We start from the raw sequence: 25068 nt of genomic DNA on the forward strand, positions 1-25068 counted from the left end.
TCAGTAGCAGCGTTCGACCAGGACCCGGCGGTAGCCGTAGGGGGTCCAGCGCACCCGCGGGACGGTGTAGCAGCCGCCGCCGTAGCCGTAATCGTAGGCGGCCGGCGCGTAGTAGCCGCCGTAGCCGTAGCCCGGATAGCCGTAGCCATAGCCGCCGTAGAGGCTGCCGGCCGCGAGGCCGAGCCCGACGCCGAGACCCAGGCCGCCGAGGCCGTAGCCGTAGCCGCCGCGATAGCCGTAGCCGCCCCGCCAGCCGTATCCCCGACCGTAGAAGCCGCGGCCGTAGCCGAAGCCGCCCGGACGGAAGCCGGCGCCGCGGAAGCCGCCGCCGAAGCCGCCGTTGCGGAATCCCCCGAACCCGCCGCCACGGAAGCCGCCGCCGCCGAAGCCGCCGCCGTGGAATCCGCCTCCGAAGCCGCCGCCATGGAAGCCGCCGCCGCCGAAGCCACGCGCGTCCGCGCTGGCCGGCGCCAGAACCAGGGCACCCGCCGCCAGCAGGGCCGATCCGAGCACTGCACCCTTCATCACGTCATCTCCGTGGAAAAAATGCCCTCTGCGGCTAAGAACGTGCGAATCGGCAAAACGGTCCAGCCCCGCCCCGCGGCGCGGAGCCGCGAGATCCACGCGAGATCCCCTGACGCGTCCCGGTCGGGCCGAGACACGAAAATCGCCGCTTTCCAGAGCGAGACGCGCGCCGATCTAGCTTCGCCGTCCCCGACTCGCCGTCCCCGAGCTGCATGGAACGAATGATGATGTTGCGACCGGCTCACGCCCTGTTGATCGCGCTGCTCGCCCTCGCGGCCCCGGCCCGGGCGGCGACCCCGGCGGCGGCGGAACCGTGCCGGCCGGTGGAGGCGCAGGGCGAGACCTTCACGGTCTGCACCATCGATCTGCGGCGGCAGCGGCTGCGGCTGTTCTGGCTCTCGGACGACGGCAAGCCCTACGGCGCCCTCGGCACCCTCGCCGAGAAGCAGGGCGGCCGTCTCGCCTTCGCGATGAATGCCGGCATGTACGACAAGGACCAGGCGCCGGTGGGCCTCTACATCGAGGACGGCCACGAGCTGAAGCGCGCCTCCACGGCGGACGGGCCGGGCAATTTCCACCTCAAGCCCAACGGGATCTTCTGGGTGAAGGGCGAGCGCGCCGGAGTGGTCGACACCGCCCGCTATCTCCGCGCGAAGATGCGCCCGGATTTCGCCACGCAGTCCGGACCGATGCTGGTGATCGACGGCCAGATCCACCCGAAGATCGCCGCCGACGGGCCGAGCCAGAAGATCCGCAACGGCGTCGGCGTGCCCGGCGACGGGCACGTCGCGATCTTCGCCATCTCCGAGCGACCGGTGACCTTCGGGGCCTTCGCGCGGCTGTTCCGGGACGATCTCGGCTGCCGCAACGCCCTGTTCCTCGACGGCTCGGTCTCGAGCCTCTACGCGCCGAATCTCAGCCGCGCCGACATCAGCCGGCCTCTGGGGCCGCTCGTCGGGGCGTTGCCGCGCTAAGGGTGGCCTCAGCGCTGCCCGAAGGCCGTGTCCTTGAACAGGTCCTTGTACTCCCGCGGCTGCGAGCGCCAGTACTGCTTGGGCGCCCGGACGCGGGCTCCGAGTTCGGCGGCCGCGTGCCAGGGCCAGCGCGGATCGTACAGCATGGCGCGGGCCAGCGAGATCGCGTCCGCCCTGTCCTCCTGCAGGATCGTCTCCGCCTGCCGGGCTTCCGTGATCAGCCCCACTGCGATGGTGGTGAGCCCGGTCTCGGCCTTGATCCGCTCGGCATAGGGCACTTGGTAGCCCGGCCCGAGCTTGATCGCCTGTTTCGGCGAGACGCCGCCCGTCGAGACATGGAGCGCCGGCGAGCCCGCGCGCTTCAGCGCCTGGGCCAGCGCCACGGTCTCGTCGAGGTCCCAGCCGTCCTCGACCCAGTCGGTGGCCGAGACGCGCAGCCAGACCGGGCTGCCCGACGGGACGACGTCGCGCACCGCGTCGTAGACCTCGAGGGGGAAGCGCATGCGGTTCTCGAGGCTGCCGCCGTAGGCGTCCGTGCGCTTGTTGGCGATCGGCGACAGGAACTGGTGCAGCAGGTAGCCGTGGGCGCCGTGCAACTCCACGGCCTCGATGCCGAGCCGGACCGCCCGCTTGGCGGTCGCAACGAACGCGTCGCGGACGCGCTTCAGGTCGGCGGCGTCGAGGGCGTGGGGTGGGACCTCGTCCTCCCCGTGCGCCACCGCCGAGGGCGCCTCGGTGCGCCAGCCGTAGGGATGCTCCGGCGGGATCTGCTGGCCGCCGGCCCAGGGCGCCGCGCTCGATGCCTTGCGGCCGGCATGGGCGATCTGGATGCAGATCGGGATCGGCGCGTATTCGCGCACCGCGTCGAGCACGCGGCCGAGCGCCCGCTCGCAGCCGTCGTTGTACAGGCCGAGGTCCCAGGCGGTGATCCGGGCCTCCGGCGAGACCGCGGTCGCCTCCAGGGTGAGCAGGCCCGCCCCCGACATGGCGAGCTGGCCCAGATGCATCATGTGCCAGTCGGTGGCTTCGCCGTCCCGGGCCGAATACTGGCACATCGGGGCGATCAGGATGCGGTTCTCGAGCGTGAGCGCGTCGAGAACCAGCGGTTCGAACAGGCGTGCAGTCATGGGTGGCTCCGGATGCGTCCGGTCAATCTGGCGCAGGACGGCCGCGCCGGCCAGCGCGCTGCGGCAGGTCAGCCCTGCGGCTGGGGGTTCGGGAACTCGCCGATGCGGCTGACCGTTTCTGACGCTGTCGCCACGACGCGAACCGCCTGAGGGGGCGAGATCGCCCGAGGTCCTGAATGATGATCACGAAACTTGCCGCCTCGCTCCTTCTGGCCGCCGGCTGCGCCGCCCTCGCAACGCCGTCATATGCCCAGCCGGCCGCCTTCGGCGGACCCAAGATGCTCGTTCACGGCAATTATTGCGGTCCGGGCAACAACGCCCCGCTGCCGCCGATCGATGCCCTCGACGCCGCCTGCGCCCGCCACGATGCCTGCACGCCGAATGGCGGGCTGCCCTCGCAGGCCTGCAATCTCCGGCTGCAACGGGAGGCCACGCTGATCTCCCGCGATCCGCGCCAGCCCCAGGACGTCCGCTCGATGGCCGGCCTCGTCGCGGCCAGCGCGACCCTGATCCCGACCGACCCGAACGCGCGGAGCGTGCCGGCGTCGGTTTCGACGAATGCGACGCAGGACGCCTACGCGCCGGCGCTGGACCGATCGGCCCCCGCCGGCCTGGAGGATGACGCCGACGATTCGGACGCCGATTGACACCCTCATGAGCGCCCGACGGTGACGGCGCGGCGGACCGGCCGCGCCGTCGCTCGCCGCGGTCAGTCACGATCAGGCACGGTCCGCGGACGCTCCTTCCTGCGCCAGGAAGAACCGGACCATCTCGCCGCTGGCATCGGGCCCGCGCGGATCGGTGTAGGATCCGTCGGGACTTCCGCCCGACCAGGCGTGCCCGGCCCCGTGCAGAACCCACTGCTCCAGCACCGGCCGGCCGGTCGCGTCGCTGCGGACCGTCCGGGTATAGGCCATGCCCCCGGGGCTCGTGCCCCGGCTGACCGTCTCGTCCAGGCCCGGGGCCGGCACGGCCTGCGCCGCGACCCGATCGCCATTGACGGGATGCACGGTTCGATCGCCGTCGCCGTGGAACACGATGGTCGGGACCGCCTGCCGATTCGGCCCCGGAGCCGACCCTTGCCCCTGCATGGCCGCGAAGGCGGTGGGCATGTCCCGGGCCGCTCCGCAGGCCAGCCCGGAATGGATGCCCACGGCCGCGAACAGGTCCGGATAGGTCGCCGCCAGGATCGCCGCCGCGGCGCCGCCGGCCGAGAGCCCGGCCGCGTAGATCCGGCCGGGATCGGCCGAGAACTCCGCCACGACCGACCGGGCGATGCCGGCGATCAGCGCCGGCTCGCCGCCCTCGCGGACTTGGTCGCCCGCCGCGTACCAGTTCCAGCAGCGCTGCAGGTTGGCCGACGGGGGCTGTTCCGGATAGGCGACCAGGAACGTCTGCTCCTCGGCCAGGGCGTTCATCCGCGTGCCGGCCGCGAAATCGTCGGGGTTCTGGGTGCAGCCGTGGAGCATCACGATGACGGGCAGGGCCTGACCGCGGTAGCCGCTCGGGACGTAGACCTTGTAGCCCCGGCTGCCGGCGGCCTCCGTGAAAACGCGATCCTCGAACCGCGCCCCGGGCGGGACTTCGGCGGCAGGGCGGCGGGCTGACGGACCGGCATTCGACAGCCGCTCGCGCAGGGCGCGCAACATCGCCGACAGGTCCGGAGCCGTCCCCGGCCGCGAACCGCCGCCTTGATCCGGCGCCGTCCAGGCACCGCCGGCCGCCGTCGGCGCCTCCATGTCGAGGGTCTGCTCGGCATGACCGGCGGTGCCGGGCCGGTCTGCCATGCCGCGTCGTGCCTTGGTCCATTGCGCGACGGCGGCCTCCTGGCCGCGGCGGAACCGCGCCATGGCGTCCTGCATCCGGGCGGTCCGGTCCGCTGCCCCGGTTCCTGGCCCCGTTCCCCTGCCCTTCGCCGTCGCGGATCCGAAGGCGTGCGGGTCGAATTGCGACATTCCGAACGCCGAGAGGTCGAACTTCGACGGGTCAATCTTGGGGAAACGGAACATGGGGAGGATCCTCATACGGCGTGGTTCGGGTGGAGATTCCGCGCGACCGGGGCGCGGACGGTCAGGTGGTCCGGTCGGCCAGTGCCGCCTTGACGGCGGCGCTGGCCTGGAAGGCACCCAGGACCTCCACGGACGCGATCGCGGCCCGCGCCAGTTCGGGGGTGACGTCGGTGGCGATCGTGGCGAGGCCCAGGACCTGGATGTGCAGGGGCGAGCCGGCATCCCGGGCCGCTTCCAGGTCCGCGCGGGAGAAGTGCGAGAGCCCCAGCCGGAGCTGGCGCCGCGCCACCGATTGCCGGACCGCCTCCTCCTGCCGGTCCAGCTGATTGCGCACGGCCGTGCGGATGAAGTCGGCCCGGTTAGCGTAGAAGCCGTCGCGGACCATCAGGTCGACGCGCCCGAGATCGACGAAGCCGAGATTGACCGTGATCTTCTCGCTGTCCGGCACCTTCGGACGGAGGTCGCGCGCGGTGTCGGTCATCGTCGAAACATCTCCAGGCCATCCCGTTGGATGGTTTAGAGATGGTGATGGGCATCCGAAGCACAATGGGCGTTGGCGTATCGAGACCGGCGGCGGCGCCGCGCACGCCGGTCATGCGGCCCGGGAACCTGCCCGGCAGCCCGCGCGCGTTCTTCCCGGGGAGTGGTGGCGTCCCAGAGCGTGCCAGGGTCGCAGATTCCGTGCGGGATGGCGCAGGCTCGAGCGGTGCGGTGCCATCTGCCCCGCCCCCACCCGTCGCCTCTCCCCTGAGCGTGGGGGAGGCCGCACTCGCGTTCCCGGGGCAGTGGCGCCGGGAGGAAATCTGCGGATCACGCAGGCGCGCTGAGCGCGGCGGCCGCAGAGGGGCGACGGCGGGTCAGGGCGGCTGCCTCCTGCATCATCACCCTCACCGCCGCTCCGGCTCTATCCGCAGGACGCGGTTGGGCTGCGCGGTGTCCCGGCACCGCGCGGGGAGAGCCGCCTGGACTCGGCGCCTGTCCCGATCGCGGGACCGTCCGGCGCCTCAATCGGCGCCGATTCCCCGCCCCTTCAGGCTCTCGTCGATCTCGTCGAGGGCCGCGGCGTCGTCGATCGTCGCCGGCATCGTCCAGGGCTCGTGGTCGGCGATGCGCTTCATGGTGGCCCGCAGGATCTTTCCCGACCGGGTCTTGGGCAGCCGCGGCACGGTGAGGGCCAGCTTGAACGCCGCCACGGGGCCGATCTCGTCGCGCACCTTGGCCACGAGTTCCCGCTCGATCGTCTCGGTCGGCCGGTCGACGCCGGCCTTGAGCACCACGAAGCCACAGGGGACTTCGCCCTTCAGGGCGTCCCGGATGCCGATGACCGCGCACTCGGCCACGTCCGGATGGCCCGCCAGCACTGCCTCCATGCCGCCAGTGGACAGGCGGTGCCCGGCGACGTTGATGATGTCGTCGGTGCGTCCCAGCACCGTGATGTAGCCGTCCGCGTCGATCACCCCGGCATCCGAGGTGTCGTAGTAGCCCGGGAACGTGGAAAGGTAGCTCGACCGCATGCGCGCGTCCGAGCCCCAGAGCGTCGGCAGGCAGCCGGGGGGCAGGGGCAGGCGGATCGCGATGGTGCCCATGGTTCCGGCCGGGACCGGTTTGCCGCCCTCGTCCAGCACCTCGACCCGGTAGCCCGGCATCGGCACGCAGGTGCTGCCGTGCTTCACCGGCAGGAGGCCGAGACCCATCGGGTTGCCGGCGATCGGCCAGCCGGTCTCGGTCTGCCACCAATGGTCGATCACCGGCCGGTTCAGCACCCGCTCGGCCCAGGCGACCGAATCGGGATCGGCGCGCTCGCCCGCGAGGAACAGGCTGCGGAAGGCGGAGAGGTCGTAATCGGCGATCCGGGCGCCGGCGGAATCCTCCTTCTTGATGGCCCGCAGCGCCGTCGGCGCGGTGAACAGGCACACGACCCCGTACTCGGCGACGACCCGCCAGAATGCGCCGGCATCCGGCGTGCCCACCGGCTTGCCCTCGTACAGGACCGTGGTGCAGCCGTGCAGGAGCGGCGCGTAGACGATGTAGGAGTGCCCGACGACCCAGCCGATGTCGGAGGCGCAGAAATAGGTCTCGCCGGGCTGGACGCCGTAGAGATTCGGCATCGACCACGCGAGGGCGACGAGGTAGCCGCCGGTATCGCGGACCACGCCCTTGGGCTTCCCGGTCGTCCCGGAGGTGTAGAGGATGTAGAGCGGGTCGGTGGCGGCGACCGGCACGCAGGCCGCCCGCTGCCCCGCCGCACGGGCGGCCGCCACGGTCTCGGCCCAGTCGCGGTCCCGCTCCGGCATGAGCGTCGCGGCGGCCTGCGGGCGCTGCAGGATCAGGCAGGCTTCCGGCTTGTGGCGCGAGGCCGCGATCGCCGCGTCGAGGAGCGGCTTGTAGGCGACCACGCGGTTCGGCTCGATCCCGCAGGAGGCGGCGAGCACCACCTTCGGCGCCGCGTCCTCGATCCGCACCGCCAGCTCGTTGGCCGCGAAGCCGCCGAACACGACCGAATGCACCGCGCCGAGCCGTGCGCAGGCCAGCATGCCGAACAGGGCCTCGGGCACCATCGGCATGTAGAGGATCACCCGGTCGCCCTTGCCGACGCCGAGGCCGGCGAGGACGGCGGCCAGTACCGCCACCTCGTCGCGCAACGCGCGGTAGGTGATGCTGCGCTTGGTCCCGGTGACGGGCGAATCGTAGCGGATCGCCACCTGATCCGCCCGCGCTCCGTCGGCGTGACGGTCCACGGCATTGTGGCAGGCGTTCAGGGTGCCGTCCGGAAACCAGCGGCCGTAGGGGCCGGAATCCGGCGCGAAGGCCCGCTGCGGGACGTCCGCCCAGTCGAGCGCCTGCGCCGCGCCGAGCCAGAACGCCTCCGGTTCGCGGCGGGCCGAGTCGTAGATGTCCGGGTAGCGGCCCGGCAGGCTGGCTCTCGTCATCGGTTCGGCGTTTCCTCGCGGGCCGCTCTCCGGCGGCGGGGCCCAGAGTAGCGCATTCTTCCGCGGGTGCGAGGCCGGTTGTGGGTCGCCGGAACCGCCGCGCACCTTCGCTCGCGCGATCGGGGTGATCCGTGACGCGTTCGCCGGATGCATCCCGGATCGGCTGCTTCGAAGCCGGGCGCCTCGGCGTGGCCGGCGGGAAACGCATCTGCCGGGAGGTCGCGGGTCGTCTGTTTCGATCCCCGGGCGTGCGGGCGCGGCAGGCGCCCCGTCGCCAAGGCTCCGGGGTCACATCCGCGAGAGCACGACGCCCGCCCGGATCGGCGATCCCCAGGCGGCCGTTTCTCCAAACGAGCGGTCGCAGAACGCAAAACCGCCGCACCGGTCTCCCGATGCGGCGGCAGCTGTCGTGCCGTTTTTGCTATCCGTGCGGACGGATCAGGGGCTCAGTGCAGCGTATTGCCGTTCGCCTGCAGCCTGTTGATCTCGTCCTTGAGAAGGAGTTTCCGTCGCTTCATCTCGGCGATGTGAAGGTCGTTCGCCGAAGGCCTGTGGATCGCTTCCTGAATCTCACGCTCGAGGGCTTCGTGCTTCCGGGCGAGTTGGTTCAGATGCGTCTGCAGCGACATGAGCCGAATCTCCTGTCATCGTTTCGACACACCGAGATTGGCACAAGATGCCGGACCTGTCGAAGCGTTTTCTGCTGCTAAGTCTGATGATTGCTTACCGCGCCGTCTTGTCCGGCGCCGGAGCGTGACGCATGCTCTCGGGCCATGAACGGTCTTCGGGTCCTCAGGTGACGATGGCGGACGAGGCGGGTGAGAGTGCGCAGTCGGACCTCCTGGGCGAACTGGCGCGGCTGCGCGAGGAGCACCGGGATCTCGACGGTGCCATCGAGGCGCTGGAGCGCAGCGTGGCTGGCGACCAGCTCCAGATCCAGCGTCTGAAGAAGCGCAAGCTCACCCTGCGTGACCGCATCTTCCACATCGAGGACGCGCTCACGCCGGACATCATCGCCTGATGCCGGTGGACGTCTTCGGGCCGCGCCTTGCCGCGGGCCCGCACCGCCTGTAAGCGCCCTCTTTTTCCGGGATCAACGATGGCGTCGCCTCCGGTCGCGATCATCATGGGCAGCCAGTCCGACTGGGCGACCATGCGGCATGCCGCCGAGACGCTCGATGCCCTCGGCGTACCCTACGACGCGCGCATCGTGTCGGCCCACCGCACGCCGGACCGGCTCGTGGCCTTCGCCAAAGGCGCGGTCGCGGCCGGCCTCAAGGTCGTGATCGCGGGGGCGGGCGGCGCCGCGCACCTGCCCGGCATGGCGGCCGCGATGACCCGCCTGCCGGTCTTCGGCGTCCCGGTGGAATCCAAGGCCCTGTCTGGCCAGGACAGCCTCCTCTCGATCGTCCAGATGCCGGCGGGCATCCCGGTGGGGACCCTGGCGATCGGCCGGGCCGGGGCCATCAACGCGGCCCTGCTCGCCGCCGCCGTCCTGGCGCTCTCCGATCCGGATCTGGCGGAGCGCCTGGAGGCGTGGCGCGCGGCCCAGACCGCCTCGGTGGCCGAACGGCCGGTGACGGAAGAGAACGCGTGACGGACAAGATCCTCGGCCCCGGCTCCACCCTCGGCATCGTCGGTGGAGGCCAACTCGGGCGCATGATCGCGCTGGCGGCGGCCGATTACGGCCTCAAGGCGCACGTCTACGCCCCCGACGCGGACAGCCCCGCCTTCGACGTGGCCGCCCGGACCACCTGCGCGGCCTACGACGATGCCGAGGCGCTGGCCGCCTTCGCGCGCAGCGTCGATGTCGTGACCTACGAGTTCGAGAATATCCCGCACGCCACGGCCGACATCCTGGCCCGGCACGCCGCCCTGCACCCGAACGCGCGGGCGCTCTCGACCACGCAGGACCGCCTCTCCGAGAAGGAATTCATCAACGGGCTGGGCATCCCGACGGCGCCGTTCCGGGCGGTGGACACGCCCGACGATCTCGACCGGGCGATCGAGGTGATCGGCCTGCCGGCGGTGCTCAAGACCCGCCGCTTCGGCTACGACGGCAAGGGGCAGCGCATGCTCCGCGAGCGGGCCGAGGGCGACCGCAACGCCCTGTTCGCCGAGTTCGGCGGCGCGCCGCTGATCCTGGAGGGCTTCGTGCCGTTCGAGCGTGAGGTCTCCGTGGTGGGCGCCCGCGGGCGCGACGGCAGCTTCGCGGCCTACGACCTGTGCGAGAACGAGCACCGCGATCACATCCTCGCTCTGACGCGGGTGCCGGCCCCGGGCGTGGCCCCGGAGACGGGCCGCATCGCCCTCGAGATCGCCCGGCGGATCGCCGACGCCCTCGACTATGTCGGCGTCCTCGCCGTCGAGATGTTCCTCGTCCGCGAGGACGGGGCGGAGCGGCTCGTGGTCAACGAGATCGCGCCCCGGGTCCACAATTCCGGCCACTGGACCAGCGAGGGGGCACTGACCTCGCAATTCGCCCAGCACGTGCGGGCCGTCTGCGGTTGGCCGCTGGGCGATCCGGGCCGGGTCGGCGGCCTGCCGGTGGAGATGCGCAACCTGATCGGCGCCCAGGCCGACGACTGGCACGCCCTGCTGGCCGAGCCCGGCGCCCATCTGCACCTCTACGGCAAGGGCGAGGCGCGTCCCGGCCGGAAGATGGGTCACGTGACCCGCCTCGGGCCCGTCCCGGCCGGTTCCTGAGGCTTCGAAGGCACACCTGCATCGTCGCATGGCGGTCGGAAGCCCGCCTGCGGCGTCCCGGAACCGTCGAGCCATACCTTCGCCACATCCCACCGCTTCCACCACAGCGTGGTCGGTTCCGAATGCTGTCGATCGATTCCGCCTGTACCGCCTTCGTCCCCGGGACGGGCGGGGGCCGGATCACGACGCGGCGCTTCTTAAGCCGGCCTTCACCGTGATGCGCGACGGTGCCCCGGATTCGGGCGTGCCCGGCGCACGGCGCGGGCTCTTGGACTGTGAGGGGCGAGGCGGGCACGCGCAAGGCGGGCGACGCCTCGGGGAGAGTGGGGCAATGAACGTACGCAACGGGCTGGGACGAAAGACGGCACTGATCGGCGCAGCCATGGTCTCGGCCGCCGGCCTCGCGGGCTGCGAGACCGTCGGGAGCGCGGCCGGCCCGCGGCAATACGCGGTCCTCGAGAAGGACACCACGGGGGCCACGAACGTCAACATCGCCTCCCTGACCGAGGTCGTGCAGCGCAACCCGAACGACGCGGCCGCCTACAACACCCGCGGCGCCGCCTATGCCCGCGCCGGCCAGTTCAACGATGCCATCGCCGACTTCACCAAGGCGATCCAGCTCGATCCGAACTCCGCCTCCGCCTACAACAATCGCGCCCTGGCGAGCCGCCAGATCGGCCGCGACGGCCCTGCCCTGCAGGACTTCACCAAGGCGATCGGGATCGATCCGAATTACGGCCCGGCCTATATCGGCCGCGCCAATGTCGAGCGCGCCCAGGGCAACCTCGACCAGGCGCTCAACGACCTCAACGTCGCGATCCGGCTGATGCCGGAATCGGCCGAGGCCTATCATGCCCGCGGCCTCGTGCGGCAGAAGCAGGGTCAGGACACGCAGGCGATCGCCGATTTCGACGCCGCCATCGACCGCGACCCCTTCAAGTCCGCGCCCTACGCCGCGCGCGGCCAGAGCCTGATCGCCACGAACCAGTACCCGAAGGCGATCGAGGACTACAACGCGGCCCTCAACGTCAACAACAAGGACGCCACCTCCTGGGCCTATCGCGGCCTGGCCTACGAGAAGTCGGGCCAGCGCAAGGAGGCGATGGAGAACTACCAGCGCGCAGCGACGATCGATCCGAACAACTCCGTCGCCCGCGCCGGCCTCGGCCGGGTGCAGGGTGGGGTCGGCTCGCTGTTCAACTGACCGCTCGACGGTCTGAAGGCGGTTTCACAAGGTCTCCGCCTCCCCTGCCTGGGGCGGAGACCTGTTCGTCGGGGTTTCACCCCGACACCCCACCAAAGGGCACGCCCTTTGGAAGCCCCTTGTCCGCGTGGGTTACGCCGCGAGCAGTCCGTTCGCGTCCTGCGTGATGCGGCGCAGGTGATGGGCGGTGTCGCCGAGCTGGTACTCGATCATGGCGAGCCGCTTGAAGTGGTGGGCGCCGATATACTCGAGGGTCATGCCGATGCCGCCGTGGAGCTGCACGGCCTCCTGGCCGACATACCGGCAGGCCTTGTTGATCTGGACCTTCACGGCCGATAGGGCCGCCGCACGCGCCGCCGCATCCGGCGTGTCGACCATCATGGCGGCGTAGAGGGCCATCGAGCGGGCCTGCTCCAGCTGGATCAGCATGTCCACCGCCCGGTGCTGCAGCGCCTGGAACGAGCCGACGCTGACGCCGAACTGCTTGCGGGTCTTGAGGTACTCGACCGTGAGCGTGTGGAGCGCGTCCATGGAGCCCACCGCCTCGGCGGCGAGCCCCGCGATCCCGTGCTCCACCACCCGCTCCAGCAGCGGCAGGCCGGCTTCGGGATCGCCCAGCGCCGCGTCGTCGGGCAGCTGTACCTCCGAGAAGGACACCTCCGCGGCCCGGCCGCCATCCTGCGTCGGGTAGGCCTCGATCGCGACGCCGGCGGCGTCGGCCGGGACCAGGAACAGGCCGATCCCCTGCGCGTCGCGCCGCTCCCCCGACACGCGGGCGGAGACCACCATCAGGCCGGCCGCGTCGGCGTTGGGTACGACGCTCTTGGCCCCGCTCAACACGAAACCGTCGCCGGAGCGTCGGGCCGTGGTCGCCACGTCGGCGAGGTCATAGCGGGACTGGCGCTCGGTGTGGGCGAGGGTCAGGCGCAGGTCACCGGAGACCAAGTCGGGAACGAGGCGCGCCTTCTGCGCGGCGCTGCCGCCGAGCCGCAGGGCCGTCGAGCCGAGAACGAGGCTCGCCAGCAGCGGCTCGACCACGAGGTTGCGGCCGACCGCCTCCATGACCAGCATGGTCTCGACCGGGCCGCCGCCGAGGCCGCCGTCCTCGTCCGAGAAGGGCAGTCCCGTGACGCCGAGTTCGGAAAAAGCCGCCCAGCCCTCCGCGGGGAAGCCGAGCGGCGCCTTGAGCCGCGCCTGCCGGCTTTCCAGGGACGGGTAGAGATCGGCGGCCAGCCGCTCGACGCTGTCGCGCAGGAGCGACTGGTCCTCGTTCAGGTCGAAATCCATGGTGGTGTCCTCGGACGTTCCCTCCCCCCTCTGCGGGGGAGGGTGGCCCCTGCGTCAGCAGGGGCCGGGAGAGGGGAACCCGGCTGCAGGACAGGGCGCGACCGGCATGAAGGGCGGGCCCGCGTCCTGAAACGTCGCTCCCCTCTCCCGACCCCCTTCGGGGGCCAACCTCCCCCGCAGAGGGGGGAGGGAGAGCCGAGGCCGCGACCGCCGCGTTTCTCAAGCCTGCAAGCGGATCCGGGATCGTCTCACAACCCCAGAATGCCCTTGGCGATGACGTTGTGCTGGATCTCGTTCGAACCGCCGTAGATCGAGACCTTGCGGTTGTTGAAGTAGCTCGGCGCTGCTGCATCGACCCAGTCGAAGCCGCCGGGCAGGTTGTTGGCCCCGGCTCCGCGCGCGGGCGCCGCGAGGGCGAAGGGGCCGGCGAGCTCCACCAGGAGCTCGGTCGCCGCCTGCTGGAGCTGCGAGCCGCGGATCTTGAGGAGCGAGGAGGCGGGGTCCGGCTCCACCGAATCCGCCCGGCCCTGCTTGGCCGCCACCCGCATCTGGGTGATCTCCAGGGCCTTCAGCTCGACCTCGACCTCCGCGACGCGGGACCGGAAGGCGGGATCGTCCCACATCGTGCCGGGTCCGGCCGGCATTTCCCGGGCGAGGCGCTTGATCCGGGCGATCCGCTCCTTGGTGAGCCCGATCCGGGCGATGCCGGTGCGCTCGTTGGCGAGCAGGAATTTCGCGTAGTCCCAGCCCTTGTTCTCCTCGCCGACGAGGTTCTCCACCGGCACGCGCACGGAATCGAAGAAGACCTCGTTGACCTCGTGCCGGCCCTCCAGGGTGAGGATCGGGCGCACGGTGATGCCTGGGCTCTTCATGTCGATGAGCAGGAATGAGATGCCGCGCTGCTTCTTGGCCTCGAAGTCGGTGCGGACCAGGCAGAAGATCCAGTCGGCGTGCTGGCCGAGCGTCGTCCAGGTCTTCTGGCCGTCCACGACGTAGTGGTCGCCGTCGCGCACGGCCTTGGTCTTGAGCGAAGCGAGGTCGGAGCCGGCCCCGGGCTCGGAGAAGCCCTGGCACCACCAATCGTCGAGGTTGGCGGCGCGGGGGAGAAAGCGTTCCTTCTGGTCCTGCCGGCCGAAGGTCGCCAGCACCGGGCCGAACATGTAGCAGTTGAACTGCTGCGGCAGGGGTACCGCCGCCTGGAACAGCTCCTCCGTGTAGATGTAGCGCTGGATCGGGCTCCAATCCCGGCCGCCAAATTCCTGCGGCCAGTGCGGCACCGCCCAGCCCTTGGCGTTGAGGATCCGCTGGCTGGTGACGTAGTCGTCCTTCGAGAGGCTGCGCCCCTCCGAGACCTTTTTTCGGATCTCGGCCGGGATCTCCGTCCGGCAGAAGTTCCGGACCTCGTCGCGGAACGCGATTTCCTCGTCGGTGAAGCGCAGATCCATCGATTCAGCTCCGGGCGATCTCGAACAGGCCGGCACAGCCCTGGCCGCCGGCGACGCACATGGTCACCACGGCGTAGCGCGCGCCGCGGCGGCGGCCTTCCAGCAGGGCGTGGCCCACGAGCCGCGCCCCCGACATGCCGAACGGGTGGCCGACCGCGATGGCGCCGCCGTTGACGTTGACCGTGTCCGGGTCGATCCCGAGCCGGTCGCGGCAATAGACCGACTGGGACGCGAAGGCCTCGTTCAGCTCCCACAGGTCGATGTCGGAGACGCGCAGACCCTGCCGTTCGAGGAGCCGCGGCACCGCGAAGACGGGGCCGATGCCCATCTCGTCCGGCCCGCAGCCCGCCGAGGCGAAGCCCCGGAAGATGCCGAGGGGCTCGAGGCCGCGCCGCGCCGCCTCATCGGCCGACATCAGCACGCTGGCCGAGGCCCCGTCCGAGAGCTGGCTGGCATTGCCCGCCGTGATGAAGGCCCCCTCCCCGCGCACGGGCTTGAGCTTGGCGAGACCCTCCAGGGTCGTGTCCGGCCGGTTGCCCTCGTCCTTGGCGAGCCGGGTCTCGACCTCCCGGGTCTCGCCGGTGGCCTTGTCGGTCACCGCCATGACGGCGCTCATCGGGACGATCTCGTCGTCGAACAATCCGCGTTCCTGCGCGGCGGCGGTGCGGCGCTGGCTCTCCAGGGCGAAGAGATCCTGCGCCTCCCGGGAGATCCGGTAGCGCTCCGCCACGATGTCGGCGGTCTCGATCATCGGCATGTAGATCGCCGGCAGGTGGGCCTCCAGCCACGCGTTGCGGGTCAGCTCCCGCTGAACCTTGGGCTGCACGAGGCTGATCGACTCGACCCCGCCGGCCACCGCCACCGGCACGCCGTCGAGGATGATCCGGCGCGCCGCGCTGGCGATCGCCTCCAGGCCCGAGGCGCAGAAGCGTGAGACGGTGACGCCGGCCGACTCGACCGGGATCCCCGCCACCAGGGCGGCGTGCCGGGCGACGTTGCCGCCCGTGGCGTTCTCGGGATAGCCGCAGCCGAGCACCACCTCCTCGACCGCCTCCGGCTCCAGCCGCGCCCGGTCCAGGGCGCCGCGGATCGCGTGGGCGGCCAGATCGGCGCCGCGGGTGAGGTTCAGCGCGCCGCGATGGGCCTTGCCGATGGGCGTGCGAGCGGTCGCGACGATCACCGCGTCGGTCATGCCGGAATCCTCTGGGGTTCCCAAAGGGCGTCACGCCCTTTGGTGGGGTGTCGGGGCGAGGCCCCGACGGATGCGGCCTCGGCCGTCAGCAGGGCGCTGCCCTGCACCCGCGAAAGGTCCCGGACCTTTCGAAACCGGGACTTGGTGTGCGCAAGCCGACACAGCATCAGGCCGAAGCCTTCCAGTCGGCGAAGCGGCCGCCCTCGGCGGCGAGGCGCTTCAGGAGCGGTGCCGGTTCCTGGCTGTCGTCGCCGGTCTCGGCCGCGAAGCGCGACAGCGCCTCGGCGACCGTCCGCAGCCCGACCGTATCGGCCCAGTGCATCGGGCCGCCGCGCCAGGCCGGCCAGTTGTAGCCGTTGATCCAGATCGCATCGATGTCGCCGGGCCGGGCCGCGATGCCCTCCTCCAGGATCCGCGCGCCCTCGTTGACCATCGGGTACATCAGTCGCGCCACGATCGCGTCCGGCGTGAAGCTGCGGCGCGCGATGCCGTGCTCGGCGGCGACGCGGGCGATCAGGGCCTCCACGTCCGGGTCGCGGGTGCCGGTGCGGGCGCCGTCCGGGTAGAGGTAGAAGCCGCGGCCGGTCTTCTGGCCGTAGCGGCCCTGCTCGGCCAGCGAATCGGCGACCGGCGCCCGGCCTCCGAAATCCTTGCGAGAGCGCCAGCCGATATCGAGCCCCGCGAGATCGCTCATGGCGAAGGGGCCCATCCGGAAGCCGAAACCGGTCACCGCCGTGTCGACCTCGTGCGGCAGCGCCCCCTCGAGCAGCAGGCGCTCGCCGGCGCGGCTGCGGCGCTCCAGCATGCGGTTGCCGACGAAGCCGAAGCAGACCCCCACCGTCACCGGCAGCTTGTTGAGGCGCTTGCCGAGATCCAGGGCGGTGGCGAGCACGTCCGGCGCGGTCTTCTCGGCCCGGACTACCTCCACGAGGCGCATGACGTTGGCGGGGCTGAAGAAGTGCAGGCCGAGCACGTCCTGCGGCCGGCTCGTCACCGCCGCGATGGCGTTCACGTCGAGGTAGGAGGTGTTGGTGGCCAGGATCGCGCCAGGTTTGGCGATGGCGTCGAGCTTGGAAAAAATCTCCCGCTTGACGCCCATGTCCTCGAAGGCTGCTTCGATGACGATGTCGGCCTCCGCGGCGTTCTCCAGGCCGATCGCCCCCGTGATCCGGCCGACCCGCTCGTCGCGCTGCGCCTCGGTGATCGAGCCGCGCTTGGCCGAGCCGGCATAGAGGCCCCTCACCCGGTCGAGACCGCGCTCCAGGGCACCGGCCTCCGTTTCGATCACCGTCACGGGGATGCCGGCATTGGCGAAGCACATGGCGATCCCGCCGCCCATCGTGCCGGCGCCGATCACCGCCGCCGTCCGGACGGGGCGGCGGGGCGTGTCCTTCGGCAGGCCGGGGACGCGGGCCGCCTCGCGCTCGGCGAAGAAGGCGTAGCGCAGGGCCTTCGAGCGCGGATCCTCCACCAGGGTGCGGAACTCGGCCCGCTCCACCGCGACGGCGGCGTCGAAATCCTGCTCCAGGCCGGCGCGCACGGCCCGCACCAGGGCGTGGACGTTGGTGGCGTCGGGATCCCGCTTCACCGCCTCGGCGGCCAGGCTCTCGAACCGCTCCCGGGCCTCCGGCGTGAGCTTCTCCGACCGGTCGCGCACCCGCGGGAGGCGGCCCGCATCGGCCAGCTCCAGGGCCCGGGTCCGGGCCTCCGCCACGAGGTCGCCCAGGACCACGGCGTCGACGATGCCGAGCGCCGCCGCCTTCTCGGCGGAGACGGACTCGCCGGTGAGCATCATCGGGAAGGCGGCGTCGGGGCCGATCAGGCGCGGCAGGCGCTGCGTGCCCCCCGCCCCCGGGATGATCCCGAGCTTGATCTCCGGCAGGCCGAGCTTGACGGCGGGCGCCGCGACCCGGCCGTGGCAGGCCATCGCCAGTTCGAGGCCGCCGCCGAGGGCCACGCCGTTGATGGCCGCCACCACGGGCTTCGGGCTGGCATCGAGGCGGTCCAGGATGTCGGGCAGGCTCGGCGGCTGCTGCGGCTTGCCGAACTCGGTGATGTCGGCCCCGCCGACGAACACCTTACCCTCGGCGGCCAGCACAATCGCGCGGACCGATTCGTCCGCGATGGCCTGGTCCAGGGCCCCGTCGAGGGCGGCCCGCAACGCGGCACCGAGCGCGTTGACCGGCGGGTTGGCGAGCGTGAGCACGGCCACGCCGCCATCGACCTCCTGACGAACCACACAACACTCCCTGTCATTCTGCAATGCAGAATAATGGTCTGCACGTTGGATGAATGTTGGTCCGGGTCGACGCGAGCGTCAAGCGAGGGCCGTGACTCGTCTGCGGCTGACGTCATCTCCGAACCGATCATTCTGCATTGCAGAAATCGATGGATGCTGCCGTTTGACCCGCGCCCCGGCGCCATGTCATCAAAACGGCCCCGGGCGGGACTCGGTTGCGGTCGCCGCCGGGTGAGCGATGATCGGGCTGCCCGAAGCAGGGGAGGATCGCGGTGCGTGGCATCCATCGGGGCGAGCGGCCCGGGAGCGCCTGTCCGGCGCGGAATCGGGCGGCAGGGAGCGGGCGGTGAGCGACGGTCCCGAGCAGACCCTGTCCGGGCGCCTGCCCGAAGCCCTGCGCGGACGCCTCGCCCTGCCGGTGATCTGCGCGCCGATGTTCATCGTCTCCGGGCCGGAACTGGTGATCGCCCAGTGCCTGTCCGGCGTGGTCGGCTCGTTCCCGGCGCTCAATGCCCGGCCCGCCGCTCTGCTCGACGAATGGCTCACGCGGATCACGCGAACGCTGGCGGAGGCCCGGGCGGCCGACCCGTCGTGCAAGGTCGCGCCCTTCGCGGTGAATCAGATCGTCCACGCGTCCAACGACCGGCTGGCCCAGGACGTCGAGGCCTGCGTCCGGCACCGGGTGCCGATCATCATCACCTCGCTGCGGGCGCCCGACGCGGTGATCCGCCCGGTTCACGCCTATGGCGGCGTGGTCTTCCACGACGTCACCACCGTGCGCCATGCCGAGAAGGCGCTGGAGGCCGGGGTCGACGGGCTGATCCTCGTCTGCGCCGGCGCGGGCGGGCATGCCGGCACGCTGAGCCCCTTCGCCCTCGTCGGCGAGATCCGGCGGTTCTACGGCGGTCCGCTGATCCTCTCGGGGGCGATCACCTCGGGCGCGGCGATCCTGGCCGCCCAGGCCATGGGGGCCGACCTCGCCTACATGGGCACCCGGTTCATCGCCACCCGGGAGGCGAACGCCGCCCCCGCCTACAAGGACATGATCGCCGGCAGCGCGGCCGCCGACATCCTCTACACCCCCTACTTCACCGGCGTGCCGGGCAACTACCTGACGCCCAGCATCCGCGCCGCCGGGCTCGATCCCGAGGCGCTGCCGGTGCGCGACAAGACCGCGATGAATTTCGGCAGCGGCGGCGTGAAGGCGTGGCGGGACGTCTGGGGCGCGGGCCAGGGCGTCGGCACCATCGCGGACGCGCCGGCCACCGCCGACCTCGTGGCCCGTCTCGCGCGGGAATACGCGGCGGCGCGGGGGCGGATGGCCGGCCTGTCGGCGGAGTACGCGGGCGAGGCCGTGCCGTGAGCGTCCGGGTGCATCCGCCTCTCGCGGCGCAGGCGGCTCGTCTCATCCCCTTCACGGGATGGGCGATGGAGGTCCGGGCTCCGGATATCCGAGCTTCGGCGCCCCAGCGCGGTGCCGGTCCCCGCCCCCGGACGGGGGCGGAAGCCTGTCGCGCTCCGTCGGCGATGGCGGGGGGCACGCGAATCTCGCCGCCCGTTGCCCGTCCGGCGAGGGGACAGCGGCCTGCTCGGGAGACGGGGGCGCGCCTGTGATGTGTGAATCCGCCCCCCCGAACCTGCGCGTCGCCGACCCGGAGCCCGGGATCCGGCTCGTCACCATCGACCGGCCGGAGCGGCGCAACGCCCTCGATCGGGCGACCTATGCGGGCCTGACCGCGGCCATCGTGGCCGTGGCCCGGGACGAGGCGGTGCGCGCCGTCGTGCTCACCGGCGCCGGCGGCTGCTTCACCGCCGGCAACGATCTCAAGGATTTTCAGGACGTCGAGACCGGCGGCGACAGCCCCGGCCTGACCTTCCTCAAGGCTCTGCGCGCCTGCCCGAAGCCAGTCCTGGCGGCCGTGGAGGGCCATGCGGTCGGGATCGGCACGACGCTGCTGCTTCATTGCGATCTCGCCTATGCGGGGGACGGCGCCCGGTTCCGCCTGCCCTTCACGGCGCTCGGCCTCAGCCCGGAGGGCGGATCGAGCTACCTGCTGCCCCTGGTGGCGGGTTCGAAGCGCGCCGCCGAACTCCTGATGCTCGGCGAGCCCTTCACGGCCGCGGAGGCCGCCGCGGCGGGCCTCGTCAACGCCGCCGTCCCGGCGGGGATGGCGCTGGAGACCGCCCTGGGCAAGGCGCGCGCGCTCGCGGCCCTGCCCCCGCTCTCGATCGCCGCCACCAAGCAGGCCCTGCGCCGTGGCCACGAGGAAGCTGTTGTCCGGACGCTCGGCGAGGAGGCGGAGGTCTTCCACGCGCTCCGCCGCGCCCCGGAGGCGCAGGCGGCCTTCGCGGCGTTCCTGCACCGATGAGGGCGCAGATGGATGCGGACGCGGCCCTGCTGGCCGATCCCGACACCGCCGGACTCGGCGCGAAGGAGGACCGGCACTTCGTGACGGCCCTCGCGCGGGGGCTGTCGGTGCTGGCCTGCTTCGGCCCGGGGCGCACGAGCCTCGCCAACCACGACATTGCGGAGGCCTGCGGCCTGCCGCGCTCCACCGTGTCGCGGCTCACCTACACGCTGACCAAGCTCGGCTACCTGCAGCATTTGCCCGAGATCGGCCGCTACCGCCTCGGCACGGCGACGATCGCGCTCAGCTCGGCGGCTCTCGGAGGCCTCGACGTCCGCGGCATCGCCCGGCCCGTGCTCCGCGCCGTGGCCGAAGCCGCCAACGCCTCGGTGGGACTCGGCGTCCGCGACCGTCTCAGCATGCGCTACGTCGATTGCCAGCGCGGCCCGGCGGCGATCTCGCTCAACCTCGATACCGGCTCGCGCATCTCCCTCGCCCGCAGCGCCATGGGCCGAGCCTACGTGGCAATCTGCACGGATCGCGAGCGCGAGGGCATTTACGAGGACCTGAAGGCCCTGGACCCGGTCGCCTGGCCCGCGCTCCGGGCCGGTCTCGACCGGGCCGTGGCCGAGCATCGGGAGATCGGCTGCTGCACCTCGTTCGGCGAGTGGCAGGAAACCGTCTGCGCCATCGCGGTGGGGTTCCATCCCGGCGGCGGCCTGCCGCCCATGTCGGTCAATTGCGGCGCCCCCACCGTCATCACCGACGCACGCTTCCTCATGGAGGTGGCGCGCCCGAGACTCATCGCAGCCGTCCGCAGCCTCGACGGCGTCATGGGAGCCTGAGGATGTCCGCGATGGATGCCGAATCCGCCACCGACGACCTGCCGCTCGCCGGGATCCGCGTCCTCGACCTGTCCCGGGTCCTGGCGGGGCCGTGGTGCGCGCAGGTGCTGGGCGATCTCGGCGCCGACGTGATCAAGATCGAGCACCCGGAGCGCGGCGACGATACCCGAGACTGGGGCGTGCCCACGAGCCCCGGCAACACCTCGTATTTCGACAGCGTGAACCGCAACAAGCGCTCTATCGGTATCGATCTCGCCACCCCGGACGGGCTGGCGATCGTCAAGGCGCTCGCGCGCGAGAGCGATGTCCTGGTGCAGAACTTCAAGACCGGCGGGGCCGAGAAGCTCGGCCTCGGCTACGGCGACCTGTCGGCGGAAAATTCCGGCCTGATCTACTGCTCGATCGCCGGCTACAGTTCCGACGGCTCTGAGGCCGGACGACCCGGCTACGACCTCGTCGTGCAGGGTGAATCCGGTGTGATGGCGCTCAACGGCGAGGCTGGAGGGCCGCCGCTCAAGTTCGGGGTCGCGGCGGTCGATCTGTTCACCGGGCAGTTCGCGGCCCAGGCCGTGCTGGCGGCCCTGTACCAGCGGGAGCGGACCGGACGGGGCAAGACGATCGACCTCGCTCTGTTCGATTGCGGTGTCGCGCTGACCTCCTATTACGGCCTGGAGGCGCTGGCCCGGGGCATCGATCCGCCCCGCTACGGCAATGCCCATCCCTCGATCGTGCCCTACGGGGTGTTCGAGGCCGGCGACGGGCCGGTGGTGATCACGGTCGGCAACAACGGGCAGTACCGCCGCTTCTGCGAGCAGGTGCTGGAGCGGCCGGACTGGGTCGCCGACCCGCGCTTCGCCACCAACCTCGACCGATCGCGCAACCGCGCCGCCTTCATCCCGGTGCTGGAGGCGGAACTCGCCAAGTGGGAGCGCGCGCCGCTGATCGCGCGGCTCAGGGCCGCGGGCATCCCCTGCGGCGAGGTGATGGGCCTGCGCGAGGCGCTCACCTGCGACCGGGCCCAGGAGGCCGGGCTGGTGGTGACGGCGCCCGGCAATGCCCACGTCATCGCCCCGCCCTACCGGCTCGACGGCCGCCGGCTGCCGGTGCGGCGCATGCCGCCGGGCCTCGGGGATTCGAGCGCCGAGATCCTGGCCGAGGAGCTGGACTATCCGGAGGGCGCGCGCGACGCGCTGCGGGCCAAGGGCGTGGTCCGGTAGGCAGGTCGCCTCCTGCAGGTCGCCTCCTGCAGCTCGCCTCCTGCCGTCGCGTGCCGTGGATGGCTCGCCGCGGGTCGGAGCGGGCCGTCATCCGCGCGGTCGGGCCGTGGGCTAGCGCAGCACGCCTTCGGCCAGGGCCCGCTGGATGCCCCGGATGTCCGCGCCCTTCTTCAAGGTCCGCTGGATCGGCTCCGCCGCGCCCGAGACCCAGATCTTCAACTCGGCGTCGAGGTCGAACGTACCGGCGGTCTCGACCGAGAAGCGCACGATCGCGCGGTACGGCACCGACAGGAACTCGACCTTGCTGCCGGTCACGCCCTGGACGTCGATCAGGATGACGCGGCGCTCGGTGAACACGAACACGTCCCGGATGATCTTGAAGGCGAGCCGCGCCGTCTCGCCGTCGATCAGGATGCCGTCGAGCCGGCGCTCCAGGGAGGCCGCATCGACGGCCGAGCCGTGTCCGAGCAATCCGTCCAGAAGGCCCATGGCCGATCATCTCGTGCTGGTCCGCGTCGAGGCGGAGCATGGCGCCCGACCGTCGGCGCGGCAAGCGCCCGCCGCGATCCGACACTCCGTTCCGACCGCGAGCCTGGTCGCGCGCGGCGATGCCCGCCGCCGCGCCCGCCGTCACGCGCAGGTCGAGGTGTCCGATGCCCCCTCGGGCCGGCACCGGGCGTCGAAGCTTCGCGCGAGCTCGGCGAGGCTGACGGAACCGAGCCGCGTGATCAGGAGAGCCTCGGCCTCGCGCAGCGTGTCCTCGACCGCCGCGTTGACGACCTTCTCGACGGCGCAGGCCGGGTTCGCGCGATCGCTGCCGATCGCGAAGATGCGTGGCCCGCCGACCGCGCGGTGGATGTCGAGCAGCGAGACCGCGTTCAGGTCCGCCGCGATGGTCCATCCGCCGCCGTGCCCCTTCTCCGACGTCACGTAGCCCGCGTTCCGGAGCCCGGCCATCGTGCGGCGGACGACCACGGGATTCGTCCCGAGCATCCGCCCGATCGCCTCGGACGTCATCGGTCCGTCGTGGCGCGCCATGTGAAGCAGCACATGGAGCGTTCGGGAGAGGCGGCTGTCGGTGCGCACCCGTCGATCCATCACACCGGACTCGGGATTGGCAACCGTGCGCCATCACGATACTTATCAAGTTACGTGATGGAGCGGAGCTGAAGCGGTGCGCGAGTTCGAGAACCCGGATCGGTGGGACAGGGTCGCCGAGCACTACGAGACGACCGCCCATCCGTTCACGGCGCGCTTCGCCGAGGCGGCGCTCGCGCGGGTGCCGCTGACCGGAAGCAGCCGCGTCCTCGACGTCGCGGCGGGCACCGGTGCCCTCGCGCTGGCCGCGGCGCGGACGGGGGCGCAGGTCCTCGCGGTCGACTTCTCGCCCGGCATGGTCGCGCGCATCGCCGGGGCGAGACTGCCCAATGTCGACGCGCGGGTCATGGACGGACAGGCCCTCGCCCTACCCGACGGTGGCTTCGACGCGGTGTTCTCGATCTTCGGGGTGATCATGTTCCCCGACTGGCGGAAGGGCCTCGCCGAGATGGCGCGCGTGACGCGGCCCGGGGGATCGGGCGTCGTGGCCACGTGGCAGGATCAGGGCGCGGCGACGTTTTTGCTGCTCGGCGAGATCCGTCGCAAGCTGTTCCCCGAGCGCGAGAGCCGGGCGATGCCCGAAGGGGTGCGGGCGCTCGGCGATCCGGCGGGGTTCACCCGGGCGCTGGTCGCGGCCGGGTACGCAGCCCCCCGGATCGACCGGGTGACCTTCGACTACGCGCTCGACGTCGCCATGCTCGACGACCCCGACACGGTGTTCGGTCTGTCGCCGGACTGGGTCGACCTGAGCGCGGCCGACCGGGCCGCGGTGATCGCGGAGGCGCGGCGCATGGCGGGCGGTCGACCCGTCCTGCCGATCCCCTCGACCGCCCTGATCGCCGTCGCGGAGCGCTGAGCGCCGCGGTGGCGCCAAACCCGGCGCCTCAGCCGGATTTGCGCGCGTCCGCCAGCCGCGCCCGCGCGTCGTCCAGCACCCGGGTCAGGGCCGCGTCCCACGAGACCCGCGGCTGCCAGCCGGTGGCGGCGTGGAGGCGGCCGGCATCGCCCGCGGCCAGGGGAATCTCGGTCGGGCGCACGCGCTCCGGGGCGATCCGGATCTCGAACGGGACCCGGGCCCGGGCGCGCAGGTCCTCGAGGACGCTGGCGATCGTCCGCGGCTGGCCCGAGCTGATGTTGAACACGCTCCCGTCCGCCAGGGCGTCCGCCCGGCCGATCAGGTCGGCGTAGGCGTTCGCCACGTCGGCGACGTCGAGGAAGTCGCGGTAGGAGGAGAGGTTGCCGACCTCCAGGCAGGGCGGCACGAGGCCGGCCTCGATCCGGGCGATCTGGCCCGCGAAGGAGGCTACGACGAAGCGCTCGTCTTGGCCGGGGCCGATATGGTTGAACGGCCGCAGCACGACGAGCTTCACGCCGATCCGGGGCAGCAGGTCGCGGAGCAGCTGCTCGCCCACCCATTTCGACCGGGCGTAGGTGTTGCGCGGCAGGGGCTCGACCGCCTCGCTGAGGGCGTGGCCCGCCAGGAAGGCGCTGCCGTAGACTTCGCCGGAACTGACGAAGAAGAAGGTGCAGCCCGGCACCGCCTCCACCGCGGCCACGAGGTTCATCAGGCCGTTGACGTTGACCCGCCACGTCTGGCCCGGGCCGCTGGCGGAATCCGCCACCGAGGCGAGGCCCGCCAGATGGAGGATCGCGGTCGGCCGGAATCGCGCCACGAAGCCGCGGAGCGCGGCTTCGTCGAGGAGATCGATCGCCGCGTAGCTGACGCCCTCCGGCAGGTGCGGCGCCCGCCCCCGCCCGATCCCGGCCACGCAATCGCCCGCTCCCGCGCTCATCGTCGCCAGGAGCGGCAGAACGTGGCCGCCCACGAAGCCGGCCGCCCCGGTGACGAGGATGCGCCGCCCGACCGGGCCGCCGGATCCGTGGAGGGAGAGCGCGCTCATGGCGCGATCCGGGCGCGGGCC

Annotated in this window: 24 protein-coding genes; 11 read left to right on the top strand and 13 right to left on the bottom strand. The window is 71.8% G+C overall.

The window, feature by feature from the left end:
- Window positions 1–525, bottom strand: coding sequence for a hypothetical protein (locus A3862_RS25715; protein WP_043347940.1), 525 nt, complete (start codon window positions 523–525; stop codon window positions 1–3).
- A 221-nt stretch (window positions 526–746) separates the two neighbouring features.
- On the opposite strand from A3862_RS25715, the gene A3862_RS25720 reads away from it, so the two are divergent.
- The gene (locus A3862_RS25720) at window positions 747–1499 is read left to right on the top strand and encodes a phosphodiester glycosidase family protein (protein ID WP_442919064.1); all 753 of its coding nucleotides are present in this window, start codon (window positions 747–749) and stop codon (window positions 1497–1499) included.
- 8 nt (window positions 1500–1507) lie between these two features.
- Here A3862_RS25720 and A3862_RS25725 read toward each other — a convergent pair whose 3' ends face one another.
- Window positions 1508–2626, bottom strand: coding sequence for an NADH:flavin oxidoreductase/NADH oxidase (locus A3862_RS25725; protein ID WP_111474096.1), 1119 nt, complete (start codon window positions 2624–2626; stop codon window positions 1508–1510).
- Between the two features lie 176 nt (window positions 2627–2802).
- Here A3862_RS25725 and A3862_RS25730 point away from each other — a divergent pair, with 176 nt between their 5' ends.
- Window positions 2803–3273 (top strand): hypothetical protein, encoded by a 471-nt coding sequence (locus tag A3862_RS25730; RefSeq protein ID WP_111474097.1) that lies wholly within the window; start codon window positions 2803–2805, stop codon window positions 3271–3273.
- Window positions 3274–3345: 72 nt separating this feature from the next.
- Here the strand turns inward: A3862_RS25730 and A3862_RS25735 are convergent, their stop codons facing one another.
- The 4 genes from A3862_RS25735 to A3862_RS25750 all read right to left on the bottom strand — a co-directional run bounded on the left by A3862_RS25735 (window position 3346) and on the right by A3862_RS25750 (window position 8194).
- The gene (locus A3862_RS25735; RefSeq protein ID WP_111474098.1) at window positions 3346–4635 is read right to left on the bottom strand and encodes an extracellular catalytic domain type 1 short-chain-length polyhydroxyalkanoate depolymerase; all 1290 of its coding nucleotides are present in this window, start codon (window positions 4633–4635) and stop codon (window positions 3346–3348) included.
- Window positions 4636–4696: 61 nt separating this feature from the next.
- Entirely contained in the window at window positions 4697–5116 is a 420-nt protein-coding gene (locus A3862_RS25740) for a CopG family transcriptional regulator (protein WP_043347948.1), read from the bottom strand.
- A 523-nt stretch (window positions 5117–5639) separates the two neighbouring features.
- Window positions 5640–7565, bottom strand: a complete 1926-nt coding sequence (locus A3862_RS25745) for a propionyl-CoA synthetase (RefSeq protein WP_111474099.1) — start codon at window positions 7563–7565, stop codon at window positions 5640–5642.
- 446 nt (window positions 7566–8011) lie between these two features.
- Entirely contained in the window at window positions 8012–8194 is a 183-nt protein-coding gene (locus A3862_RS25750) for a YdcH family protein (protein WP_043347966.1), read from the bottom strand.
- A gap of 131 nt (window positions 8195–8325) precedes the next feature.
- On the opposite strand from A3862_RS25750, the gene A3862_RS25755 reads away from it, so the two are divergent.
- From A3862_RS25755 to A3862_RS25770, 4 genes are all read left to right on the top strand, one after another.
- On the top strand, window positions 8326–8586 hold the full coding sequence (locus A3862_RS25755) for a YdcH family protein (protein WP_078947082.1): 261 nt from the start codon (window positions 8326–8328) through the stop codon (window positions 8584–8586).
- A 78-nt stretch (window positions 8587–8664) separates the two neighbouring features.
- On the top strand, window positions 8665–9162 hold the full coding sequence (gene purE / locus A3862_RS25760) for a 5-(carboxyamino)imidazole ribonucleotide mutase (RefSeq protein WP_043756154.1): 498 nt from the start codon (window positions 8665–8667) through the stop codon (window positions 9160–9162).
- Entirely contained in the window at window positions 9159–10271 is a 1113-nt protein-coding gene (locus tag A3862_RS25765; RefSeq protein WP_043383440.1) for a 5-(carboxyamino)imidazole ribonucleotide synthase, read from the top strand. Before purE ends, A3862_RS25765 begins: the two co-directional genes overlap by 4 nt.
- Window positions 10272–10602: 331 nt before the next feature.
- A complete protein-coding gene (locus A3862_RS25770; protein WP_043347979.1) occupies window positions 10603–11475 on the top strand; it encodes a tetratricopeptide repeat protein in 873 nt (290 codons plus the stop codon).
- Between the two features lie 132 nt (window positions 11476–11607).
- Here the strand turns inward: A3862_RS25770 and A3862_RS25775 are convergent, their stop codons facing one another.
- From A3862_RS25775 to A3862_RS25795, 4 genes are all read right to left on the bottom strand, one after another.
- Entirely contained in the window at window positions 11608–12762 is a 1155-nt protein-coding gene (locus tag A3862_RS25775; protein WP_111474100.1) for an acyl-CoA dehydrogenase family protein, read from the bottom strand.
- A 248-nt stretch (window positions 12763–13010) separates the two neighbouring features.
- Window positions 13011–14207 (bottom strand): acyl-CoA dehydrogenase family protein, encoded by a 1197-nt coding sequence (locus A3862_RS25785; protein ID WP_111474101.1) that lies wholly within the window; start codon window positions 14205–14207, stop codon window positions 13011–13013.
- A gap of 4 nt (window positions 14208–14211) precedes the next feature.
- Entirely contained in the window at window positions 14212–15399 is a 1188-nt protein-coding gene (locus tag A3862_RS25790; RefSeq protein WP_043756147.1) for an acetyl-CoA C-acyltransferase, read from the bottom strand.
- Between the two features lie 166 nt (window positions 15400–15565).
- The gene (locus A3862_RS25795; RefSeq protein ID WP_043756145.1) at window positions 15566–17638 is read right to left on the bottom strand and encodes a 3-hydroxyacyl-CoA dehydrogenase NAD-binding domain-containing protein; all 2073 of its coding nucleotides are present in this window, start codon (window positions 17636–17638) and stop codon (window positions 15566–15568) included.
- A 346-nt stretch (window positions 17639–17984) separates the two neighbouring features.
- Here A3862_RS25795 and A3862_RS25800 point away from each other — a divergent pair, with 346 nt between their 5' ends.
- The 4 genes from A3862_RS25800 (at window position 17985) to A3862_RS25815 (ending at window position 22048) form a co-directional block, all read left to right on the top strand.
- Entirely contained in the window at window positions 17985–19001 is a 1017-nt protein-coding gene (locus A3862_RS25800; RefSeq protein WP_170861890.1) for an NAD(P)H-dependent flavin oxidoreductase, read from the top strand.
- Between the two features lie 250 nt (window positions 19002–19251).
- On the top strand, window positions 19252–20007 hold the full coding sequence (locus A3862_RS25805; RefSeq protein WP_043756143.1) for an enoyl-CoA hydratase-related protein: 756 nt from the start codon (window positions 19252–19254) through the stop codon (window positions 20005–20007).
- An 8-nt stretch (window positions 20008–20015) separates the two neighbouring features.
- Window positions 20016–20831, top strand: a complete 816-nt coding sequence (locus A3862_RS25810; RefSeq protein WP_051976095.1) for an IclR family transcriptional regulator — start codon at window positions 20016–20018, stop codon at window positions 20829–20831.
- Between the two features lie 11 nt (window positions 20832–20842).
- A complete protein-coding gene (locus A3862_RS25815) occupies window positions 20843–22048 on the top strand; it encodes a CaiB/BaiF CoA transferase family protein (protein ID WP_043345863.1) in 1206 nt (401 codons plus the stop codon).
- A gap of 111 nt (window positions 22049–22159) precedes the next feature.
- Here A3862_RS25815 and A3862_RS25820 read toward each other — a convergent pair whose 3' ends face one another.
- Both A3862_RS25820 and A3862_RS25825 read right to left on the bottom strand, forming a co-directional pair.
- Window positions 22160–22537, bottom strand: a complete 378-nt coding sequence (locus A3862_RS25820; RefSeq protein WP_043345852.1) for a PH domain-containing protein — start codon at window positions 22535–22537, stop codon at window positions 22160–22162.
- Between the two features lie 141 nt (window positions 22538–22678).
- Entirely contained in the window at window positions 22679–23134 is a 456-nt protein-coding gene (locus tag A3862_RS25825; protein ID WP_043383423.1) for an Rrf2 family transcriptional regulator, read from the bottom strand.
- A gap of 88 nt (window positions 23135–23222) precedes the next feature.
- Here A3862_RS25825 and A3862_RS25830 point away from each other — a divergent pair, with 88 nt between their 5' ends.
- The gene (locus A3862_RS25830; RefSeq protein WP_043756141.1) at window positions 23223–24002 is read left to right on the top strand and encodes a class I SAM-dependent methyltransferase; all 780 of its coding nucleotides are present in this window, start codon (window positions 23223–23225) and stop codon (window positions 24000–24002) included.
- Between the two features lie 28 nt (window positions 24003–24030).
- On the opposite strand, the gene A3862_RS25835 is transcribed toward A3862_RS25830, so the two are convergent.
- A complete protein-coding gene (locus A3862_RS25835; RefSeq protein WP_052083559.1) occupies window positions 24031–25047 on the bottom strand; it encodes an NAD-dependent epimerase/dehydratase family protein in 1017 nt (338 codons plus the stop codon).
- Window positions 25048–25068: the final 21 nt, after the last annotated feature.

It is taken from the genome of Methylobacterium sp. XJLW (genome assembly GCF_003254375.1).
Classification (GTDB): domain Bacteria; phylum Pseudomonadota; class Alphaproteobacteria; order Rhizobiales; family Beijerinckiaceae; genus Methylobacterium; species Methylobacterium fujisawaense.

Coding starts and splice junctions, on each gene's coding strand:
- A3862_RS25715 (WP_043347940.1), bottom strand. CDS start 525: ATGAAGGGTGCAGTGCTCGGATCGGCCCTGCTGGCGGCGGGTGCCCTG.
- A3862_RS25720 (WP_442919064.1), top strand. CDS start 747: ATGATGATGTTGCGACCGGCTCACGCCCTGTTGATCGCGCTGCTCGCC.
- A3862_RS25725 (WP_111474096.1), bottom strand. CDS start 2,626: ATGACTGCACGCCTGTTCGAACCGCTGGTTCTCGACGCGCTCACGCTC.
- A3862_RS25730 (WP_111474097.1), top strand. CDS start 2,803: ATGATGATCACGAAACTTGCCGCCTCGCTCCTTCTGGCCGCCGGCTGC.
- A3862_RS25735 (WP_111474098.1), bottom strand. CDS start 4,635: ATGTTCCGTTTCCCCAAGATTGACCCGTCGAAGTTCGACCTCTCGGCG.
- A3862_RS25740 (WP_043347948.1), bottom strand. CDS start 5,116: ATGACCGACACCGCGCGCGACCTCCGTCCGAAGGTGCCGGACAGCGAG.
- A3862_RS25745 (WP_111474099.1), bottom strand. CDS start 7,565: ATGACGAGAGCCAGCCTGCCGGGCCGCTACCCGGACATCTACGACTCG.
- A3862_RS25750 (WP_043347966.1), bottom strand. CDS start 8,194: ATGTCGCTGCAGACGCATCTGAACCAACTCGCCCGGAAGCACGAAGCC.
- A3862_RS25755 (WP_078947082.1), top strand. CDS start 8,326: ATGCTCTCGGGCCATGAACGGTCTTCGGGTCCTCAGGTGACGATGGCG.
- purE (WP_043756154.1), top strand. CDS start 8,665: ATGGCGTCGCCTCCGGTCGCGATCATCATGGGCAGCCAGTCCGACTGG.
- A3862_RS25770 (WP_043347979.1), top strand. CDS start 10,603: ATGAACGTACGCAACGGGCTGGGACGAAAGACGGCACTGATCGGCGCA.
- A3862_RS25775 (WP_111474100.1), bottom strand. CDS start 12,762: ATGGATTTCGACCTGAACGAGGACCAGTCGCTCCTGCGCGACAGCGTC.
- A3862_RS25785 (WP_111474101.1), bottom strand. CDS start 14,207: ATGGATCTGCGCTTCACCGACGAGGAAATCGCGTTCCGCGACGAGGTC.
- A3862_RS25790 (WP_043756147.1), bottom strand. CDS start 15,399: ATGACCGACGCGGTGATCGTCGCGACCGCTCGCACGCCCATCGGCAAG.
- A3862_RS25805 (WP_043756143.1), top strand. CDS start 19,252: ATGTGTGAATCCGCCCCCCCGAACCTGCGCGTCGCCGACCCGGAGCCC.
- A3862_RS25810 (WP_051976095.1), top strand. CDS start 20,016: ATGGATGCGGACGCGGCCCTGCTGGCCGATCCCGACACCGCCGGACTC.
- A3862_RS25815 (WP_043345863.1), top strand. CDS start 20,843: ATGGATGCCGAATCCGCCACCGACGACCTGCCGCTCGCCGGGATCCGC.
- A3862_RS25820 (WP_043345852.1), bottom strand. CDS start 22,537: ATGGGCCTTCTGGACGGATTGCTCGGACACGGCTCGGCCGTCGATGCG.
- A3862_RS25835 (WP_052083559.1), bottom strand. CDS start 25,047: ATGAGCGCGCTCTCCCTCCACGGATCCGGCGGCCCGGTCGGGCGGCGC.